Source organism: Klebsiella sp. 141251 (assembly GCF_050600725.1).
Lineage (GTDB): Bacteria > Pseudomonadota > Gammaproteobacteria > Enterobacterales > Enterobacteriaceae > Klebsiella > Klebsiella aerogenes.
The window spans coordinates 251,929-272,528 of record NZ_JAQIRG010000002.1 but is presented as its reverse complement, the minus strand read 5'-3'; the positions used below and the strand labels follow the sequence as shown (position 1 = coordinate 272,528).

The following is a 20,600-nucleotide window of genomic DNA, read 5'->3' as shown; positions in this document are numbered from 1 at the left end:
TACTTACTGTCACAGGGAGACTGTAGATAATGTCTCCCTCTGTGTTATTGTCAGGGATAAACCACATGAATGGACTAAATCATAACGCGCTCAGGGCATTAACAGTCCTGTATTGCTGAAGGCGGCGTGAGTGAAGGTGGCGTATCCGGAAGTGGGGGGATGATCCCGTCGACGGGGTGCGGCAGATAGTGTGCCTCGAGTTCCATGCTTTCGTCATCGCTAAGTGAAAAGTCCAGCGCGCTGATAGCCGTGGAAAGATGTTCTGGTTTCGTCGCGCCGATGATCGGTGCTGTGATGACCGTTTTTGATAGCAACCAGGCAATTGCAACATGGGCTCTTGGCACATGGTGCTTTTCAGCAATGCTGGCAACAACATCAATAACGGGCTTATCCAGAAGGGCTGCGTTCTCATACATTTTTAACGCAAAGGCATCGTTTTGCGTTCGTCGGGACGTGACACTCCAGTCGCGCGTGAGCCTGCCGCGTGCCATCGGACTCCAGGGGATCACACCAACTCCCTGGTCTTCACACAGGGGCAACATCTCGCGCTCTTCTTCCCGGTAAAGCAGATTGTATTGCGGTTGCATCGTAATAAATCGGGTCCAGCCGTTACGCTCTGCCATATGCTGCATTTTTGCAAAGCGCCAGGCTTCCATAGATGATGCGCCGATGTAACGTACTTTTCCTGATTTAACGAGGTCATGCAGAGCCTCCATGGTCTCTTCAACAGGCGTGGAGTGGTCAAAGCGGTGAATCTGAAAGAGATCCACATAATCCATACCTAAGCGCATCAGGCTATCGTCAATAGACTGAAAAATGGCTTTGCGGGAAAGAAACCCGGTATTGGGTGAGTTGCGCCACGGAAAGAAGGCCTTTGTCGCCACAACGATCTCATCGCGCCTGGCCATTTCTCTCAGTGCTTTTCCAGTGATCTCTTCAGAACTTCCGCCCGAGTAGATATTCGCGGTATCAAAAAAATTAATGCCCGCTTCAAGCGCCTGGCGAATGAGCGGACGTGACGCCTTTTCATCCAGGGACCAGGGTTGAGGAAGACGTTCAGGTTCACCATAGCTCATACAACCGAGGCAAAGACGGGAGACTTTCAAACCGCTACGACCCAGATTCACATACTTCATTCTGTGTTCCTTCTTTTATTGCCAGCAATTCTGTGTGTGACAGGGTATTGCACTGACATGAAGGGAACCAGCATGCGTCATCGAATGGTGTTGTGAGTTTTTTTCACAGATGGGCGTAATCGTCATTGGATTTTACATACCAGGACAGCGCCTACACCCCTGACATCATTAATTATTGTTGGGTGAGGTTTTCGGGCACGCTTGACCAACAGGAATAACAATTTTTTCACGGTGTTCCCCGCGTTCATAAACGCAGATTGTACCTTCATCTGTATTGATCTGTTCCTTCAGCGGGAGCCCTGGTTCCTGCGCAAAAATGCGAAAGGATGCGACCAAAATCAATGCCAGAGAACACAAAAGCTGGGCTGCATTCATATCTTCACTCCTGAAAAATAGTTAACTCATTTCCAGCACCGACTGGCGAGGCGTAAGCTTACCAATTATCGGTGGCAGTTCCGTTTCGCGAAGCGGACGACCCTCAACGATGCTTTTAATGCGCTGTACACACTGGTGCAGGAGGGGTTCCATTGGCCAGGAAATACAGGTCAGTTGCGGGTATAACTGCGTGGCCAACGGAGAATCCTCAAGACTGAGGAGGGATACTTCCTGAGGCACGGCAATATTAAATTCGCGGAACAGGCGCATGGCCTCTGCAGCGTAAGCATCACGCTTAACTACGATGGAAGAGAACTTGCTCAGACTATTAATAAGCGTCAACAGCGCGCGTTCGACACTCTCATTGGCAGTTAATACCAACTGGCGATTAAACGGAAATGAGTAGTTCTGCAACACGTTGCGATAACCTTCAACCATTCGCTTGCTTGCGTCATCCGTCTCGTTATCGATAACCAGCGCGATGTTGCGATGGCCTTTACCTATCATGTAGCGGCAGGCGCTCTCCGTAGCAAATGCGAAATCGTAGCCCTGAATTTTCGCATCCACCACGGGCCGGTCGAAAGAAATCACGTTATCGCCACTGCCTGGTACAACTGGTCCGAACACCACAACGGCGGCGCATTGCCGTTGTAAATCATCTACCGAAGCTGCATGTTCGAAGTCATTATCCACATACTGGACGATCAGCGTTTTGTTCAGCACTTTCATTGCGCGCGCAAGCGCGGGAAGAATACGCGCGCCACTGCTTTCATCACGTGAGGAAAGTACCACACCGATATGGCTTGATGACTGACTCGCCAGGTTTTGCGCGGCGAAGCTTGGGCGGTAGTTGAGTTCTTCAACGGCCCGCAATACCGCCTCACGGCTCTCTTCGCGAACACCTCGGGTTCCCGTCAGCACGCGGGAAACCGTTGCTCTGGAAACATTGGCTAATCGAGATACATCATCAATCGTTGGCATAGCGTTTTCTGCGTGGTGAGTTTTCATCATCTTAACATAACCCTCCCGAAGAATCGTCCCGTCGCCGGTCATGACGCTTATGTTTCGTGCGCGTTCAGCCGGGGAAGCCAGGCTGCGCCGCGTACGCCGCTGGCATCGCCAAAGCGCGCCGGAACAATGCGCGTATGGCAGGTTTCAGAAAAGAGATAAGGAATAATAGCGACAGGCAGATCATCATAGATTCTGCTGACATTCGACAATCCTCCTCCTAACACAATGACCTGGGGATCCAGAATATTGATGACTGACGCCAGGCTACGGGCAAATACATCAATAAAATGGCGCCAGTGTTCGCACGCCTTCGGATCTCCCTGTTCTGCGGCGTTGATAATTTCCTGAGAGGTCAGATTTCCCGGGAAGCGACGGGCAAACCCGGTACCGGAAATAAAGGTTTCAATACAGTTGTCTTTCCCGCAATAGCAGGGCTGAGCGGGACCGTCACTCGCTGCCGCGTAACCCGGAAGCGGGTTGTGTCCCCATTCACCGGCAATGGCGTTTGGACCTTGTAACAAATGCTGGCGCACGGCAACACCACCGCCACAACCCGTACCGATAATCACACCAAATACGGTGTCTGCCTTTGCACCAGCACCATCTACCGCTTCAGAGAGGGTAAAACAATCGGCGTCGTTGGCAATCCACACTGGCTGATGGATGCGTGTGGCAAGATCGGCTTTCAGATCGTGGCCATTAAGAACCAGGCAATTGCAATTTTTGATGAGCCCCGTTTGCGGGTCAATTGCGCCTGGCAGACCGATCCCTACAGTGAAGGGTTCCGGGCTAGCCGCGCGGGCATCATCAATAAGGCTCACCAGATGCAGCATAAATTCAGCGTAACTTTCTTTCTGAGTCGGCTGGCGCTTACGCCAGAGATAATCGCCTTGAGCTGAAAGCAATACAGCTTCCATTTTTGTGCCACCAATATCCAGTCCAAGATAATGCATACAATCCTCTGTCATAAGAGAGGCCGCGGCCTCTCTGCTGTCGTTATGCCTGTTGCTGGCGTGTACGGTAAATGTGAATAAGTTCGGTCACCAGCTCCTTGGCCAGAATGGAGGTCATCAGGTGGTCCTGCGCATGCACCATCACCAGCGTCATTTTGGTTTTCCCTTCGCCTTCATCGGCTTCAATGAGCTGGGTTTGAACAAGGTGCGCTTCACGGGCGAAATGAGTCGCCTCTTTCATTAGTTGATCTGCGGCTTCGAAATCACCTTGCTTTGCGCAGCCGAGGGCTTCATAACACAGGCTGCGCGACTGACCCGCGTTAATAATGATGCCCATAACTTGTTCTTCTAATTCCATGTTTTTTTCCCTCTATTTTCTACTTTCAGGCGGATTGGGCCGCATCTTCTGCATGTTCAACCGCGTTTTCATGCTCTTGTTCCAGAAGCTGTTTTTCGTAGGCCTTCAGGAAGGGGAAGTACATGACAGCAGATGTCACCATGCATATCAGGCACAGGATCACAGGGCTGAAGCTCCAGTTGGCTGCCCATGACGCGCCAATGGGTGCAGGTGTTGTCCATGGCGTCATCGACACCACACGGCTGACTAAATCGAGATCCAGTGCAAACCATGCGAAGGTGGCATTGACCATCGGGACCAGCACAAACGGCAGGAAAAACAGAGGATTCATAATGATGGGCGCACCAAACAGAATGGGTTCGTTAATGTTAAACACCCCTGGTACCACGCCCATTCGCCCAATAGTCCGCAAATGGATGGCTTTGCTGCGCAGCAAAAGGAAGGCCAGCGGCAGCGTCGAGCCAACACCACCGATTAGCAGGTAATGGTCCCAGAAACCCTGAACGTAAATATGTGGGATAGCTTCACCCGCGGCGATTGCCGCCTGGTTTACGGACAGGTTTGCCATCCAGAAAGGGTTCATAATACCGGTGACGATCAGCGCACCATGGATACCGGCAAACCAGAGCACCTGGCACACCAGCACCGAGAGTAGCACTGCTGGGAGTGTATCGGACGCGGCAACCAGCGGTTTCACCAGCGACATAATTGCTTCGGGAATAATCATCCCCAGTTGCGCTTCAATAAGCAGGTTCAGCGGATGCAGCGTGATGACGATTGCCAGTACCGGGATGAGGATCTCAAACGAGCGTGCTACGCCGGCTGGGACCTCCGGCGGCAGGCGGATGGTAATATTGTGTCGCTTCAGGAAGGCGTAAAGTTCCGTGGAATAAATAGCCACCAGAATGGCGGTAAAGATCCCCTGACCGGAGAAGTAGGCCGTTGAAATCTGCCCGTCCTTCAATGGCGCAGCGACAAGCAAAAAGGCCATTAAAGAGAGCATCCCGGCGGTAAGTGCATCGAGATCGTGGTGTTTGGCCAGGCTTGCGGCAATCCCGACGGAAATAAAGATCGTCATAATTCCCATGCTGAAGTTAAAGGGCAGCATGAGTGCATCACGATGATCAAGCGAGAATTGCAGCCATGCCCTGGCGAAGGCCCAGGACGTGTCGGGCGAGAAGGGGGGGAAGATAAATACCAGCATAAAAGAACCCACAATCATGAACGGCAGAGCGGTAATGAAGCCGTCACGAATGGAGGTGACATATTTTTGCTGGCCGACGGCGCCCGCCATCGGAGTAATTTTCTTTTCGATAACCTGAATTAGTTTTGCGTACAGAGAGCTCATAGGGTTTCCCTTCGTTATTTGTTATCTATCAGGGAGAGGGCGAAATCGAGAACGGCGCCCCCTTTTTGCATGCCGTAATCCATCATGTTGATTGGCTCAACGCGGATCCCGTATTTATCGGCTTGTTTCTGTAGATCGCTTTGCATGTACTTCACCTGTGGTCCAAGCAATACCACCTGGTAGTGACCAACCTGCTCGGCAAATTCGGCAACGCCATACGCCTTGATTTCCGCTTCCAGGCCACGCTTGTGCGCTTCATCGACCATTTTTTTTACCAGCAGGCTGGTAGACATCCCGGCAGAACAACACAACATGATTTTTTTCATAACGTCTCCTTTGAATTTATGGCTGGAATATAGTCACCACGGAACAAAACGGAAAGCGCTTTCCGTTTACGGATAAGGTAATTGTGACCACGATCACTTGAGAGCACCTTTCACTTTGTATGAATGTGCGCGATCATCCCTGCTATTCAAGAACTACTAAGGTCGACTTATGAACATTCATTTGATGAATGTTGCTGTGGATTTGATAGAGCAACGCCTCACGCCGGTGGCGAACATAATCACTAAGAATCAACACATTACAGCAATGCGAGACGGCTTTTCTCTTGCAATGCCTTTTGTCATCGTGGGAAGTCTGATGGTGCCAATGCTGTTTCCACCGTTCGCCATTTCAAGCACCTCACGATTCGGATCTTTTTATCTGCTGCTGCGTCCGATGCTGTTACCAACCTTTGAGCTGACGCTCGGCCTGGTGGCGTTGATTGTTGCATTTGGTGCAAGTGCCAGCCTTGCCAAGCAATATCAATTACCGGAACGGTTATGCGGGCTCACCGGATGTCTCGCCTTTCTGCTGTTTATCGGTTTTCGGGATAATGGCGCGACGAATGTTTTTCTGGGAGGGATGGGACTTTTTACTGCCCTCATTTCAAGCGCATATTCGATTGAAATCATAAGGTTTTTTTATAATAAAGGGTGGTGCATTCGTTTGCCGGATGAGGTGCCGGTGATGACACGGAATGGTTTCCAGCTGCTGATGCCGCTGCTGGTGATTATGCTTTCCATCAGCGTGATGAATGCCGTGATGCTGCAGACGACCGGACAGATTTTGCCGCAACTGATTGGGGAAGCATTACGTCCACTTATCGTGGCGTCGGATACTCTTACGGCGGTGCTTATCTCCTTGTTTCTGTGTAATCTTTTATGGTTTGTTGGTATACACGGTGCCCTGATCATAACGGGTATCATGAACCCGTTCTGGCTCACCTATCTGTTTGAAAATCAGCGAGCCCTGGCTGCTGGGGAGGCTGTGCTACCCCATATTTATCTCCAGGGGTTCTGGGATTTTTATCTGTTGATTGGCGGTATCGGCTCAACGTTGCCACTGGTGTTTATGGCAATGCGAAGCCGCTCAAGGCAGTTGAAGAGTGTGGGAAAGATTGGTCTTTTGCCTTCTCTGTTCAATATTAATGAGCCAATATTGTTTGGCTTCCCCGTCATCATGAACCCGGTTTTTTTACTGCCCTTTGTTTTTGTTCCGTTGATAAATGCCTGTATAGCCTGGTATTTGACGCAAATGGGTATCCTCGACAGGGCCGTTGCAATGCTGCCATGGTCAATGCCCTCACCGCTGGGTGCAGCATGGTCGGCCAACGGTAGCTGGAAGAATATGTGTATGTGCCTGTTTGCCTTTTTCAACGCATGGATGCTTTATCGTCCATTCTTTAAGGTTCACGAACGCCAGCTGATGCAGCTGGAAAAATAACGCTCCTCTTTCTGTTTCTGCCCATTTCTCGTGGGCAGAAGCTTAATTCGTGACCTTAATCACGAAAACATTCTCAAAGATCTCAAATTTGTGATTCAATCCGGCAAAGACGGAAAGCGCTTTCCGTTAATGGATGTACATTTCCATTTTTGATCCTTACATTTCCCCTGCACGTTTAACCGTGAAAATAAAAATTCAAAGGGAACCTATGCAAACGTTAATTAAATCAATACCTCTGTCCTTGATTACCCTCACTGTCATCAGCGGCTATGCCAGCGCCGATGAGAAATATGATTTTGCACTCCACGGCTATTTGCGCTCAGGGATCCTCGCCAACAGTGACGGTAACCGGGTGGATTCAGTGGGACTGATGCCCGACGGGAAATGGCGTCTGGGGAACGAAGAAGATACCAAGATTGAGCTTATCCCGACGGTCACGCTGAAATCAGACACAGGCGCAGTCGCCCGTGTTCAGGCCAACCTGACGCATCAAACAAAATGTACCGCAGACTGGAACTGTACCGACGATGACGGTAAAGAAACCCAGTTCCGTGAAGGTTTTGCTGAGTTATCAAATCTCGATTTTGCGCCGGATATGACTTTCTGGGCGGGTAAACGTTACAGCAGCTCCAATCTTTCCAGCCACCAGTTCGACTGGGAGTATATTCAGTACAACGGAACGGGGGGCGGGTTTGATAACCTGGATTTAGGCTTTGCGCGCTTTGACGCCGGCGTTTATGCGTTTTCAACAACGGATGAAGCCAAAGCCTATCCCGTGGCTCTGGGGGATCAGGGATACCCTGACGATTACTCGCTTAACCTCTGGTTTAAAAAAATCGGCGGCACCGGGCTGGATGTTGAGCTTATTGGCCACCATATGAACCGCAACGAAAACCATCCCACTTCTGCTGAAAAAGGTTATGGCGTGACGGCGCTGTATAACGTCGACAGTTTTTATGGGCTGACAGGTGGCTATTCCCGCATTGTTTTCCAGTACGGCAAAGGGCTCGCTGCCGCTGACTCGCTGGGTAAAAACGGCTGGGGTTGGGCAAACTTAGATGACACCCAGTCCTGGCGCGTGATTTTGGATGGTATGGCCAGCCTGGGCGAAGTAGAAGTTTCGACCTTTGCGTTTTATCAGAAAGACAAAAACTACCGTTGGTGGACCAGCGATGATGACGGCTGGGGACGCTCCATGTGGGTCGCGGGTATCCGGCCGTATCATCAGATAACGAAGAATTTCGCCATGCAATATGAAGTGGGTTACGAATATCTGGATGATAAAAACTACATGGGGGTAAACGGCAAAGGGAAGGGTGGCCTGACCAAAGTGACCATTGCGCCGACGCTCACCTTTGATTCCGGATTCTGGAGTCGTCCACAGCTGCGCTTCTTTGCCACGTACGCAAAATGGGATAAAGGCGTCTCGGATGCGATGGACAGAAATTACGACTGGAGCACCGGTACCCTTAGCCCGGGGGGATACTCTCGCAGCGGGGATACCGATACGCTGAATTTTGGTGTACAGGCTGAAGTCTGGTTCTGAGGAGATAAGAGATGGCTTTCCCGATTCGAAAACTTCTGATCGTCTCCTTACTGTCCGCGCTGGGAAGCGCGGGAGCGCTGGCGGCGGAACAATCCCATTTTGAACATTTTATTACTCGTGATGGTGCTGCGTTAAAAGACGGCGATCGGCTCTTTCGCTTTGCCGGGATCCACGCTCCGGAGCTGCATCGTATAGAGGATGACGCGAGAGGGACCTGCAAAGCGGATCCGCGTGGGTGGGGGCAATATTTCAAATGGCCTACTGCTGAAGAGCAAGAAAACTGGATTAAAGCCCTGGTACAAACGGGTGCTAAAGCACAGCGCGTGTATGTGCTATCCGTTCAGCAGGAAAACGACGCGGCCTGCGGACGTGAAACGCATATCCTGTCACCGGAAACGCCTGACGGCATGCCGCGGTTGAATGAAGCGGCAATGAAAGTTTATGACAACATGATTGCTGAAGCGGATAAGCAGGGGCTTCGCCTGATTCTACCGTTTATCGATCACTGGTGGTGGTGGGGTGGGAGAGAACAACTTGCCGCATTTTATCATGAAAAACCTGAGGATTTTTATCGGACGGACAGTAAAACCTTCCAGGCTTATCTGGACGTGATTCGTCAGGTAATAACCCGGACTAACACCATTACGGGACGCCACTACTACGATGAAAAGGCGATTATGGCGTGGGAAACGGGTAATGAACTGGAGGACACTAACGCCGATTTTCTTCATCAGACATCAGCCTGGATCCGTAAATGGGCACCCCATCAGCTTATCGTCGATGGGACTTATAAAAAGGTGAATGATTTTGCGCTCAGCGATCCGAACGTCGACATCATCAGCAATCACTATTACACCAATGCCAATAACAATCATCCCGAGCAGGTGCGTAAAGATCTTGCGGCGATAGGCGGCAAAAAAGTGTATCTGGTCGGCGAATTCGGTCTGCTCGATCAAAAAGACCTGAACGCTATCATACAGTCCATTGTCCATTCCGAGGTCAATGGTGCTCAGGCTGCAGGTGGCTTTATCTGGGGTTTTCGCGGTCATCGGCATGATGGCGGTTTTTACTGGCACAAAGAGTATACCGGGCACTATAGCTACCATCTGCCTGGCTTCCCGGATGAGGGGAAAGCGAACCAGGAGATGGAGGTTGTCAATCTGGTACGAACCGCCGCGGCACAAATGGCTGGTCTGAGCAAGGCGCCAGCTCTGCCGGTACCGGAAGCACCGAGGTTGCGCGAGGGCGATTCCCCCTTTGCCATTAACTGGATGGGGTCACCTGTTGGGCGTTATTACGACGTAGAAAGAGCGGCACAGCCACAGGGGCCATGGACACGCGTAGGAAAGGACATCTCCGACGGCAAAAATGAATGGAACCCGTCAAAAATGAGTCTTTTCCGCGATGACTATCGCAGCCTGACGCTCGGCCAGACTTACTACTATCGGATAATCGCTAAGAATGAAAGTGGTCAGTCAGCACCTTCAAACGTAATTCGCCTGAAGCATATGCAGAAAAACCTTCCACCGGTTATCACTCTGCAGAACATGCTTTCCACCACTGTCGATAAAGGCGTTCAACTCAATGCGGCCTGGCAGGATGACAATCTGCCTGACACGAAAGTCAGCGTAGCGTGGAGTCATAACGGTAAGAATAACGTGCACTTCTGTGACAGCAGCAAAGAGGAAACCCGAGTCTGGTTCTCTGCGCCGGGTGACTATGCATTGACCTTTACTGCTGATGACGGGTTGCTGGAAAGCAGCAAAACGATAAATGTCAGCGTGAAGCCCGCTGTGAGGCCTGTACCGGCAGATTATTGCCGCTTTGGCAGCGGGACTCTTGATGTTAGCAAGGGAACACTTACCTCAACTAAAAGTGAAAAAGAGACCTTAGCCATCGGAGAAGACGGTTTTCTCGGTCCTTTCGCTCGTGACGGAGACAGCGTGAGCTGGCAGGTTAACGCTCCCTGGGACGGTAAATTCGCCCTACATGTGAAATTTAACGGCAAATGGGGAAGCAAGAAAAACTCGGTCATCGTGAACGATGGGATGCCAGTCAGCATTGAGTTTCCGCAAACGGATGAGAAGGGCCAGACCATAGTCGTTCCTGTTTCGCTCAGAGAGGGGGCAAATACCATCAGTTTTGGAAAGTTCGCCGGCGACTGGGGATATATGTTCATCCAATCAATTGAAGTTACTGCAGAGTAGTTATTTGGCTGCCCTTCTGGGGCAGCTTTTTATCATTCAGGAGGCATTATGAATCGGTATCAATTTCCGGAAGATTTTTTTTGGGGCGCAGCGGCGTCGGGTCCTCAGACGGAAGGCATAGCGCATAAGCCGCACCGTTCTATCTGGGATAGCTGGTATGCAGAACAGCCCAACCGCTTTTTCCAGCAGATTGGTCCGCAGAAAGTATGTGAAACCTACAGCAAATATAAAGAGGACGTTGCGCTAATGAAGCAAACGGGATTTAACTCGTTTCGTACATCCATTCAGTGGTCACGGTTGATTGATGATTTTGAAACTGGCGCCCCAAACGCGGAAGCCGTCCGGTTTTACAACAACTACTTAGATGAGATGATCGCCAGCGGCATTGAGCCAATGATTAATCTTTATCATTTCGATATGCCGGAGATTTTGCAAAAGCAGTATGGCGGTTTTGAATCACCCCATGTGACGGATCTTTTCGCACGGTTTGCACGCACGGCATTTGAGCTATTTGGTCATAAGGTCAAATACTGGATCACCTTTAATGAGCCGATAGTACCTGTCGAAGGCGGCTATCTTTATGATTTCCATTATCCTTGTAAAAAAGATGGCAAGCTGGCGGCGCAGGTTGCATTTAACATTATGCTGGCGCATGCAAAAGCGGTGCAACTGTACCGGAAACTTGAGCTACCGGGCGAAATAGGCGTGGTGCTTAATCTGACTCCCTCGTATACCCGAAACAATAGCGACGAGGATAAAAAAGCAGCGTGGTATGCCGACCTGTTCTTTAATCGCAGTTTCCTTGATCCGCTGGTTAAGCATGAATTCCCGAAGGAGTTATGTGAAGTCCTCGCAACCCATGATTGCTTGCCAGAAATAAAAAAAGCGGATGTCGATCTGATAACGAGTTCGCGGGTAGATTTCCTGGGGGTTAACTACTATGTTCCACGTCGGGTTAAAGCGCGCGAATGTCCCTATGAACTTGATTACTTCACGCCAGAGTATTACTTCGAGAACTACAGCGATCCCGAAGGGCGCTTCAATCCGTATCGCGATAATAACGAGATTTTTCCGCAGGCGATTTACGATATAGCCTGCAACATCCGCGATAATTACGACAATATGAAGTGGTATCTGGCTGAAATCGGTATCGCCATGGATATCCAGTCAGAAGGTCCTGTTCTGGCTGATGGGGTTATTGATGACACTTTCCGTATCGAATTAATGGAAGAACACCTCGAACAGCTCCATCGCGCCATCAGCGAGGGGGCGAACTGCTTTGGCGTACACCAGTGGACATTTATTGATAACTGGTCGTGGATAAATAGCTTTAAACGCCGTTACGGTTTCTGGCGACTGGATCTGGAAAGCGGGGAGCGACAGATAAAGCGCAACGCTCTTTGGTTTGCACAGTTGGCTGCCTCTAATGGATTTACGCCCGGAGCGTTTATAAAGGGCAACAAGTAATGGTCTCGTTCTATCGCATGATGTTTAGGGGAACGGACGGTGTAGACATTCATGTTTAACGGCGTGATTTTATATTAGAAGAGGAAAATAGTCCGCACGGCATAGACTGAGCGGGCTATTAGGGAGTCATCCAACTTGTGAATCACCCATAACTAAAATCGAGTAGTTGGGAAACTGTCGCGGCAGCGAGTAATATTCGCGCTGCCGGCGCTGGATATTGTCATTGTTATTTCGTGAAAGAGGATCATAACGGACATCGTCAGGACAGGACCATAGTAAGTAAGTTAACAATCGACTGCATTTAACATAATATACATTATGCGCACTTGCATGGAGCGTGGCGGATAACGGCGTTTAACGTTGTGCATTAGTGCTTGTTCCGTTCTCGTAGCTATCCAATCAAACTGGTCATCTATCGTTGCTCTGTCTGCGACGAGCGCCATTCAGCCTTCATGATATCCGCAATCAGACATGTCGCTTTCTTTCTCCAACAATCATCTCCGGCTGTCAGATTACATCGCGGACAACAACATCATTATGTCGTTGTCCGCGTCTACAATATCATTCTCAACATGGCGTTTTCACGGCTCATCGTTCGCCATCGCTCCCGGACGGCTTCGTCCTCGCCATGTCATCCCGATCAGAACACCTTAAATCGATATTCCATGATGACTTCCGAAGACAACGTGTTGGTACGTGTATAATGGCCATCCGTAAGGACTGGCGTTTTTCCTTGCGTCTTGTATGACCATCCCGGCCCGAACATTGCCCAAAAGGTGAAGTTTTTAAACATGGACTGCGTTGGAACCCAACGGCTAAAGGCATTGATTTCCCCGGTGCGCACGTGATTCCCCTTATAGTTAAATTGCCCGATGTTTCCCGCCAGGCCCACGGCTAATTCAGGCGTTAACCGATATTCGGTGATGTTCGCCAGCACCAGTTCCCCATCACGCATGTAATCGTCGCCAGCGTAGGCCATAGAAATAAATGTTCCCCGGGAATTTTTGCTCATGTGGCGTGGATAAAACCCGACTTCATCTGCTTTTTTAGCATTGGTGTAGCCAATGCCCATTTTGCTATTCCAGCGTTCACCTTTCCAGGTCGCGTCCAACGCAAAATGCCAGGCATTATTGTCAAAATCCCGTTTACTCGCGGGCATTGCACGGTAACTTTCCATGGCGTGGGTGCCGTATACCTGAGTGCCTATCGTTAGCTGCGTATCAGGTCGAAACTGCGTAAACAGCAGGTGCCGCTGCAGATAGCCTTTGCTCTCACCATAAGCATACTGTGCATCAAAAATTTTTCCCCGCCAGAGAATTTCTCCGCTTGCCAGGTGGCTAATATATTCACCGGTATTGGTCTGAAATCGCTTTTTATCTGGTGAGTTTCTGTCCATGGAATTTTCAAGCCATGCCCCTCTTATGGTAAATGGACCGTAGCTTAAAGCACTGCTTACGCCGGAATACGTTGTCGGCGAAAGCCTGTTAGATGTTGAAATAACGCCATAATTTTTCAGCATCTGCCATCCCCAGCGCGCGTTTAGCTGAGCACCAGAAAGCGTGTAGTTAAGCTTCACGTTACGCTGACCAAACTTTGAATACCCTTCTGCATTGCTTTTTTTGTTACCAGTCCCATTGTTATAAAGCACGCCGCGGGAGTTGAAATAGTCGCTGGCGCCCAACTTTATCGCGCTATAATACGATACGTCGAAGCCGATAATATCGGCTAAATAACCAGACTGGTATTCTGCTGAAAATCCCTGTCCCCAGGCGTTGTGTACATGTTTAGGGTTGGCATTTTCCTCCTTAAGATATTTCCAATAATTCTTTGCAGAGACAGTGAGCTGTGAGTCAGTAAAAAAAGGATCATCAAAAATAGCGTCTGTAGCGGCCCATACAGGCGTAACCAGCCCGCACGCTATTAACGCGGCAGTTATGTTGTTAAACATTTTTATTTCCTGAGAAAAGATCCGCCATAGCATATTTATGGCGGAAAACTAAACTGTCAGATTATTTATGGTTTAGTGAAACCTTGCCTGCTTCAACGTATTTCATCGTGCCAATTTCTGGTACACTGTATTTACCATCGTGATAAGTGATTTTCACCACCGCAGCATTCGACAATGGCAGATTTTTGGCCGGGTCGTCCGTCAGATCGGAAATCATTATCTGAATCGCGGTACCTGAAGAAATGGCCAGAATATTTTTATCACCCTCTTTTTGGGCATTTTCTACAATAGTTGCCAGCGCAGCTTGTGTCCGTTCTTTTACCTGCTCATAGTTTTCCGCTAGTTGTTTAGGATCGGATTTGGCCAGCGCGTTCTGGCTTTCGCTTACCGAAAGTGTGCCAGCTTTCATCGCCTTAAAAAGCGCTTTACTGTCCGACATCCCTAGTGCGTGTGCGCCTGCATTGGCCATATCGACATTATAACCGCCTTCAAAACCGCCAAAAAACGCCTCTCGCAGGCCTGTCATTTCGGTTAAATGATAATCCGTTACGCCAGCCTGTTTAAGAATCACTGCCATGGTTTCGCGCTGCCGTCCCGCATCACTGGAATAAAAACGATCAAATTTTATCCCTTTGAGTCCCTCACCTAAATATTGAGCAACCTGCACCCCATCCTTCGTCAACGGGGAATCAATCCAACCTTGCACGCGGTCAAACGAATTAAGCAGCGTTTTCCCATGACGCGCAAAATAAATATTGATGACCTCCTGGTCATTTTTATCGTTACTTTTCGCCATCAGCAGTGGACTGGTAACGGCGGTAACAGCCATTAAGGCCCCCAGAAATAAATTTTTCATTTTATAAGAATCCTTTTCTATAGCCAAAAAAAAACCTACGTACTCTTCAGCGCCCTGGCATGCAGGTGGAGAAGAAAACGTAGGTTTTGCCTGTTGATACAGTAACAATCCAGCTATTACGGACCCTATCACTAATGCTTTTGAATTGCACTTAATCTATAACGATGATTTATGTAAATGTGATCCTCCTCATATCAACCGTATTTCCGTCTGGACGTAAATATCTGCAGTACGTATTTTAAATTCACTTGGGATTGTTACTCTTTCAGGCAAAACCTAAGGCCGTTTCTGTACTCGTTGCAGGAGCGGCCTTAGGTTTTTTTTGCATTGTATCTACCCTAGGATTAACAGGGGTTTCGATGAACAAGTCATGTATTGCCGCAGCGCTGATCTCTGCATTCACTTTCACCGTAAGCGCCGCCCCGCTTAAAATTTTGATTGTAAACGACGATGGTTGCGAATCTCCGGGCAGTATTTCGCTTCAGGAAAAACTCACGCAAAAAGGTTTTGAGGTATGGATGGTCGCTCCTGCCACCAATCAGAGCGGCATCGGTTCGGCCATTACCTTCAAAACGGGTAAAATCTTTGATGTAAAGAAAGCTGCTGATAAACGCTACTGCTTCCCGGGAACGCCCGCTGATGCGGTTGATTTCGGCTTACGGGGACTACTCATTAATAATCAGCCGGACCTGGTTATCTCTGGCGTCAACGATGGCCCGAATACCGGGATGGCCCAGGTCAATTCAGGGACGGTAAGTGCGGCAGCCAGGGCTGTACGTTATGGTTTCCCGGCGATTGCGGCCAGCATTGGGTATATCTTTACCGAAGATGAAATGAAGAATAAATGGCCAAGCACACATAAATATTGGCCTGATGCGGTGGATTATGTGGTTGAGGTTGTTGAGACCCTGAATCGTAATCATGTTCCTGGTTCACCTTTAGTGCCTAAAGGATCGGGCTTAAGCATTAACTATCCGCCGCTGCCAAAATCAAAAATTAAAGGTGTGCACTATATCGAAAATGAGATGTTCCCTACCCCACAGATTGGTTATGATATTTTACCTGATGGACGCGCCAAACAAATCATCAACCCGGCATCGTTAAAGAACGTTGAGAACGATACCGATTCCGGCTGGCTTAATAAAGGTTATATCACCTACACCCTCTTTGATGGGGCAACGAACGCGCCGCAATTTCAGGCGCAATATGAAGAACTGCTGAATAAATAATTCACCAGTTTATTTCATAACTTTGTACCATCCACTTCGTTCCTGCCGGCGATACACTAAATCGCTGGCAGGCGATGTTTTCAATTTTTCATCACCGCCTAATTATATTGCTCAAGCCCTCATCCGTACTGTACGACGCGTACCCTTCCAATATCAGGTAAATACTTGATTGAGTTCAAAAGTTAGTCTGTTTCGGACTATTCCTGGTTGTTTATGGTTTTTTTAACATCTAACCTCATTTTTCTATAATTCCACAATTCACGTAGCGAGCAGCTCATGACCTTCCCTGCACATTCTTCAAATCTGCCCGACTATGGGTTTGCTCGTAGCCTGGGACTAGCCTCTGGTAGTGATTTTGATTTTACCGCGCTGGCCGCACAACTGGACTGCTCCCGTGATTTCTCTCAAGCCGGGATAATCTATTCCGACGGAATGAATCGCTGGCTTGTGCGCCCTTCACGTAGAATCGCCACACCAAACCAAAGTAGCGTTAGCCATGTTATCGTGACAAAAATTGCATCCTCGACGCCGCACAATGCCGCAAAAGCCACGATCAAAACGCTACAAGCACCGTCACTGGCTAATGAAATTACCTCCACGGCTATAGCCTGCGGCGCTGCCGTGGTCACTGTCTTTTTAGCGCTTGGAGCTGGCGCGGCCATCCCCCTCACCGCCGGAGCCTCAGGCGTGGTGGCAGCAATGATCACTGCAGGTGGTGTGGCGACAGGTTTACAGTGTTTTATCGGTAGCGGACGTCTGTTAGCTATCGGTATCGGCCATGAGGAGGATATTGCCTGGCTTGACAGCCAGGACTGGTATACCGCAACCTCAACAGCCTTGGATATCGTTTCTTTAGCTGGCGCTGGTGCGGGTTTAAAAAGTACCATTGCAACATATAAATTAATGAAAGCCAGTTCCTCCTCCGGGGCGATAAACTGGCTCAAAAGTCTGAGCCGGGCCGAGCGTAAGCGTATTACAGAAGAAATCATCCGCGCCCAAAATCCAGGAATTTCTAACGGTGGAATTAAGGCGGCCATGCAGGCGCAGCTTTACCCTAAGCGTTTCCCGTCTGAGGCAATACAGCGTTCTTTGCAGCGCGAATTAACGAATGCGGTTATTAATACCTCAGCCTTCGCGGGGAGCGCGCTCACCGGAACAATACGCCACCCGCAAAATATGACGCAATCCGGTAAGTACGTCATCGGCGTTATACAGTCGTTCTCATTTTAGATAGTTAAAGCACTCGGCATAATGAAATATATTAATGACAGTCTCAAACTGGGCACCATCGTTGAGCAAAGGATAAAGGAGCAGGATCCTAAGCAGTTAGAGTCCGCGAAAATGTACTTGATGGAGCGTATGGGAACGCCTGTCGGGTTGCATACGGCTGGCGTGCCTTTTATTTTAAGCGCGCTGTTAAGCGTAATAAGTTTTGCTATGCCGCAGCTAACGCTTTGGGGAGCCATCTTTCAGTGGTTTTCCTGGCCCGCGCATGCTGTTTTTGCTGGTATCATCCCCACAGGTTTACTCTATTGTCTGCTGATCTTCCCGTCGATGACGCTGTTCTCTCGAGGTTTTCTGGCGGCGCTTAAGTTCTATCTAGGTCTGATTTTCCTGACCGCCGCGCTCGCCGCGGGAAATCTCATTTACGCATTCATTTCGGTATTCATATTTGGCGGGCATGCCGGTTTGCTTATAAGCGCTTTGGTTGGTGTATTGTTTAGCGCTGGGAGCATCAAACTCATTAACAGCGCTATGTTTGTAAAAACCTCAGCATTTTATTTACATAATCGAGTTTGGCGCTGGCAATTAAAACATCATGCACAAAATGCGATATGATAAAAAACCTCTGCTGGCTCATGCTGACGTTGTTAAGCTCGACGGGGCTTGGCGCCTGGTTTCTTCAACAGCAATATGACGCGCGCTCCGCCGACTTCCGCATCCTGTATCGAGAAATCACGGTAAAGGTGTCGCAGCACGATGCCATCATCCCCCTGCTTCCGGCCGGTCAAAATGCTGCCGAAGTCCAGCAGATCCTGCCGCAAATCGTGCAATGGCGCCGCTACGATTCCCTTGAACCGCGACGCCCCATCGTCGCGCAAAGCCCCGCACGCTACTGGCTGAATCTTCCGGGCATCTCCCTGCTGATTGATTTGAACACCCTACTTAACAGTCTCAATGAGAAAAAGACATTCAAACATCTTGCCATTCTCTGGGACCATACCACGTTGTTTGAGGAAGGTACCGCCTCTGCCAACACCTGGTGGCGCTGGGAGAAAACCGTCGCCAGCCCGACGCAGCCGCTGCGGATTAGCGCAGGCGATAACCCGCAGTGGCATCAACTGCCGTGGTGGCTGATACTTTCACCGGCACTGTTCTGGGCGGTGATTATCTATCTCGTTAATCAGTATCGAACCAATAAACGCCGACGGGATATCGCCGATCTACGCTCTCGCTATGGTGAACTTACTCGTCTTAATACCATGGGCGAACTGGCCGCCGGCATCGTACATGAGCTTAATCAACCGTTGACCGCCATCATGAGCTATAACCAGGCGGCTGTGCGCCTGATTAAAAAAAATGATCCCGTGCGGATCCCCGAACTACTTGAGGCCTCAGTGTTGCAGATAAAACGCATTGACGCCCTGCTCAGCCAGTTTCGTCTCAAGCTCACTAGTAAGCGCGCCGAATATCAGCCGGTGGACCTTCCGTCGCTGTGGCTACGCGTTTGCGAATTACTGGATAACGAGATCCGCGCCGGTAAAGTTCGCGTCTCCAGCCATTTTCCGTCGGACCTCCCCGCGCTTCCTGCGCCGCCGCTATGGGTGGAGCAAATTCTGCATAATATCGCCAGCAATGCCATTCAGGCGCAAGGCGCAAATGCTTCTGGTAGCGCATGGATTCATTTACAAGCTGAGCGAGTGAATGACGGTATTACCTTAACTATTACTGATGGCGGACCAGGGTTATCGACTGAAGCGCTGGAGCAGGTATTTATGCCGTTTTATACCACCCGTAGCGACGGCGTTGGGTTGGGCATGGCCCTCACCGATACTCTCGTCCAGCGCCTTAATGGCACGATAGAAGCGAGCAATATCACCCGACAAGGCGCCTGCTTCCGGCTATGGTTTCCGCTACGCACGGAGGAGAAGTAATGGAACAGTATATCTGGTTAATAGATGACGATGCGGCAATCTGCGATTCATTGAGTCTGCTGCTCTCAACCGTTGGCTGGCAGGCGCAGGCTTTTGATAGCGCACACGCTTTTCAACATCAGGCAGGGAATCTTGCTGACTTAACCGGCTGTATGCTGCTGGATATCCGCATGCCGGGGAAAACCGGGCTGACGCTGCTCGATGAGTGGCGCCAGCTAGGTTTAACCTTACCGGTTATTATTATGACCGGGCACGGTAATATTGATTTATGCCGTCGCGCCTTCAAAAATGGCGCCTTTGAATTTTTAACCAAACCCATTGATGCCGACCTGTTATTCGAAGTAGTCGGCGAAGCGATGGCGCAGCAAAAAGCGCATCTCGAACGACAACAAATATTACTGCCGCTGCAGGAAAAACTCGCCACACTTACCGCCCGTGAACATGAAATGCTCCAGCAACTGATCCAGGGCTACTCCAGTAAAGAAATTGCCCGTATCTGTTCACTCTCGCCGCGTACCGTCGAAGCGCATCGCGCCAATATTTTTAGCAAGCTTGAAGTTAACTCGCTGCCCAAACTGTTAAAGATTTACGCTGATGTCGCCAGTGGTTCTAAGTAAAAATACCTGGTACGTTCGGTATTCGCGGCAATAGTCGCCATGCTCCCTGCGCCCTAGTATTGACCTATCGCCACTCAACACGACGGAGCATCACTATGAAACGTATTCTTCTTAGCGCCATTCTGCTCGGTAGCCTGGTCACTACCGCCAGCGCCGCCACGGGCGTACTCAGCCAGCAAAATTTGTCACTTGAGCTCGCGGATAAAATCGCGCAAAGCACGCTTCAGGCCTGCGTCAAAGATGGCTATAACGTCGCCGTCACTCTGGTCGACCGTTCCGGTACGCCACTATTGATGAAGAGAATGGATAATGCCGGCCCGCACACCGTCGAAGCCAGCCGTATGAAAGCATTCACCGCGCTAACCACTAAAAACGCCACCAGCGCTGTCATGAAAGGTTCTCAGTCCAACGCCGGAGCCGCGAATCTGCGCGATATACCCGGTTTTCTGCTATTAGCTGGCGGAGTGCCGGTTAAGATGGGCAACCAGGTCATTGGCGCGGTTGGCGTCGGCGGCGCGCCGGGGGGAAATTTTGACGAAGCCTGCGCAATTGCCGGGTTGAAATCTATCGAAGGCGAACTTAACCAGGGCTAATCCAAAGCGCGGGTAGACTATTACTACCCGCATT

At 49.8% G+C, this 20,600-nt stretch carries 19 protein-coding genes; 10 read left to right on the top strand and 9 right to left on the bottom strand.

Going from position 1 to position 20,600, the window contains the following annotated elements:
- Positions 1-98: 98 nt before the first annotated feature.
- From PGR09_RS05870 to PGR09_RS05840, 7 genes are all read right to left on the bottom strand, one after another.
- Positions 99-1,136, bottom strand: coding sequence for an aldo/keto reductase (locus tag PGR09_RS05870; RefSeq protein ID WP_047048302.1), 1,038 nt, complete (start codon positions 1,134-1,136; stop codon positions 99-101).
- A 168-nt stretch (positions 1,137-1,304) separates the two neighbouring features.
- Complete coding sequence (locus tag PGR09_RS05865; RefSeq protein WP_047048299.1) at positions 1,305-1,511, bottom strand: hypothetical protein; 207 nt, start codon at positions 1,509-1,511, stop codon at positions 1,305-1,307.
- Positions 1,512-1,532: 21 nt separating this feature from the next.
- Entirely contained in the window at positions 1,533-2,492 is a 960-nt protein-coding gene (locus PGR09_RS05860; protein ID WP_047048296.1) for a LacI family DNA-binding transcriptional regulator, read from the bottom strand.
- Between the two features lie 77 nt (positions 2,493-2,569).
- Complete coding sequence (locus PGR09_RS05855) at positions 2,570-3,475, bottom strand: ROK family protein (protein WP_047048294.1); 906 nt, start codon at positions 3,473-3,475, stop codon at positions 2,570-2,572.
- Between the two features lie 43 nt (positions 3,476-3,518).
- A complete protein-coding gene (locus PGR09_RS05850; RefSeq protein ID WP_047048292.1) occupies positions 3,519-3,833 on the bottom strand; it encodes a PTS lactose/cellobiose transporter subunit IIA in 315 nt (104 codons plus the stop codon).
- 25 nt (positions 3,834-3,858) lie between these two features.
- The gene (locus PGR09_RS05845) at positions 3,859-5,181 is read right to left on the bottom strand and encodes a PTS sugar transporter subunit IIC (protein ID WP_047048289.1); all 1,323 of its coding nucleotides are present in this window, start codon (positions 5,179-5,181) and stop codon (positions 3,859-3,861) included.
- Between the two features lie 14 nt (positions 5,182-5,195).
- Positions 5,196-5,507: a PTS sugar transporter subunit IIB gene (locus tag PGR09_RS05840; RefSeq protein WP_015366647.1), complete on the bottom strand. Its 312-nt coding sequence runs from the start codon at positions 5,505-5,507 to the stop codon at positions 5,196-5,198.
- A gap of 169 nt (positions 5,508-5,676) precedes the next feature.
- Between PGR09_RS05840 and PGR09_RS05835 the strand changes: the two genes are divergently transcribed.
- From PGR09_RS05835 to PGR09_RS05820, 4 genes are all read left to right on the top strand, one after another.
- Complete coding sequence (locus PGR09_RS05835) at positions 5,677-6,948, top strand: PTS sugar transporter subunit IIC (protein ID WP_047048286.1); 1,272 nt, start codon at positions 5,677-5,679, stop codon at positions 6,946-6,948.
- A 208-nt stretch (positions 6,949-7,156) separates the two neighbouring features.
- Entirely contained in the window at positions 7,157-8,494 is a 1,338-nt protein-coding gene (locus tag PGR09_RS05830) for a maltoporin (protein WP_024908494.1), read from the top strand.
- An 11-nt stretch (positions 8,495-8,505) separates the two neighbouring features.
- Positions 8,506-10,701 carry a CBM35 domain-containing protein gene (locus PGR09_RS05825; RefSeq protein WP_430915896.1) on the top strand — a complete coding sequence of 732 codons (2,196 nt, stop codon included), beginning with the start codon at positions 8,506-8,508 and terminating at the stop codon, positions 10,699-10,701.
- 48 nt (positions 10,702-10,749) lie between these two features.
- The gene (locus PGR09_RS05820) at positions 10,750-12,168 is read left to right on the top strand and encodes a glycoside hydrolase family 1 protein (RefSeq protein WP_047048277.1); all 1,419 of its coding nucleotides are present in this window, start codon (positions 10,750-10,752) and stop codon (positions 12,166-12,168) included.
- Positions 12,169-12,808: 640 nt separating this feature from the next.
- Here the strand turns inward: PGR09_RS05820 and PGR09_RS05815 are convergent.
- Both PGR09_RS05815 and PGR09_RS05810 read right to left on the bottom strand, forming a co-directional pair.
- A complete protein-coding gene (locus PGR09_RS05815; RefSeq protein WP_430915895.1) occupies positions 12,809-14,116 on the bottom strand; it encodes an OprD family outer membrane porin in 1,308 nt (435 codons plus the stop codon).
- A 61-nt stretch (positions 14,117-14,177) separates the two neighbouring features.
- On the bottom strand, positions 14,178-14,912 hold the full coding sequence (locus PGR09_RS05810) for a histidine phosphatase family protein (protein WP_047048984.1): 735 nt from the start codon (positions 14,910-14,912) through the stop codon (positions 14,178-14,180).
- A 419-nt stretch (positions 14,913-15,331) separates the two neighbouring features.
- On the opposite strand from PGR09_RS05810, the gene surE reads away from it, so the two are divergent.
- The 6 genes from surE to PGR09_RS05780 all read left to right on the top strand — a co-directional run bounded on the left by surE (position 15,332) and on the right by PGR09_RS05780 (position 20,566).
- The gene (gene surE / locus PGR09_RS05805; protein WP_047067481.1) at positions 15,332-16,201 is read left to right on the top strand and encodes a 5'/3'-nucleotidase SurE; all 870 of its coding nucleotides are present in this window, start codon (positions 15,332-15,334) and stop codon (positions 16,199-16,201) included.
- A gap of 276 nt (positions 16,202-16,477) precedes the next feature.
- Entirely contained in the window at positions 16,478-17,431 is a 954-nt protein-coding gene (locus tag PGR09_RS05800) for a hypothetical protein (RefSeq protein ID WP_047048276.1), read from the top strand.
- Between the two features lie 21 nt (positions 17,432-17,452).
- Positions 17,453-18,040, top strand: coding sequence for a hypothetical protein (locus PGR09_RS05795; protein WP_045394417.1), 588 nt, complete (start codon positions 17,453-17,455; stop codon positions 18,038-18,040).
- Complete coding sequence (locus tag PGR09_RS05790) at positions 18,037-19,356, top strand: sensor histidine kinase (RefSeq protein WP_430915894.1); 1,320 nt, start codon at positions 18,037-18,039, stop codon at positions 19,354-19,356. The genes PGR09_RS05795 and PGR09_RS05790 overlap by 4 nt, the downstream gene beginning before the upstream one ends.
- Positions 19,356-19,973, top strand: a complete 618-nt coding sequence (locus PGR09_RS05785; RefSeq protein ID WP_430915893.1) for a response regulator transcription factor — start codon at positions 19,356-19,358, stop codon at positions 19,971-19,973. Before PGR09_RS05790 ends, PGR09_RS05785 begins: the two co-directional genes overlap by 1 nt.
- 95 nt (positions 19,974-20,068) lie before the next feature.
- Positions 20,069-20,566, top strand: coding sequence for a GlcG/HbpS family heme-binding protein (locus tag PGR09_RS05780; RefSeq protein ID WP_045394424.1), 498 nt, complete (start codon positions 20,069-20,071; stop codon positions 20,564-20,566).
- Positions 20,567-20,600 lie beyond the last annotated feature (34 nt).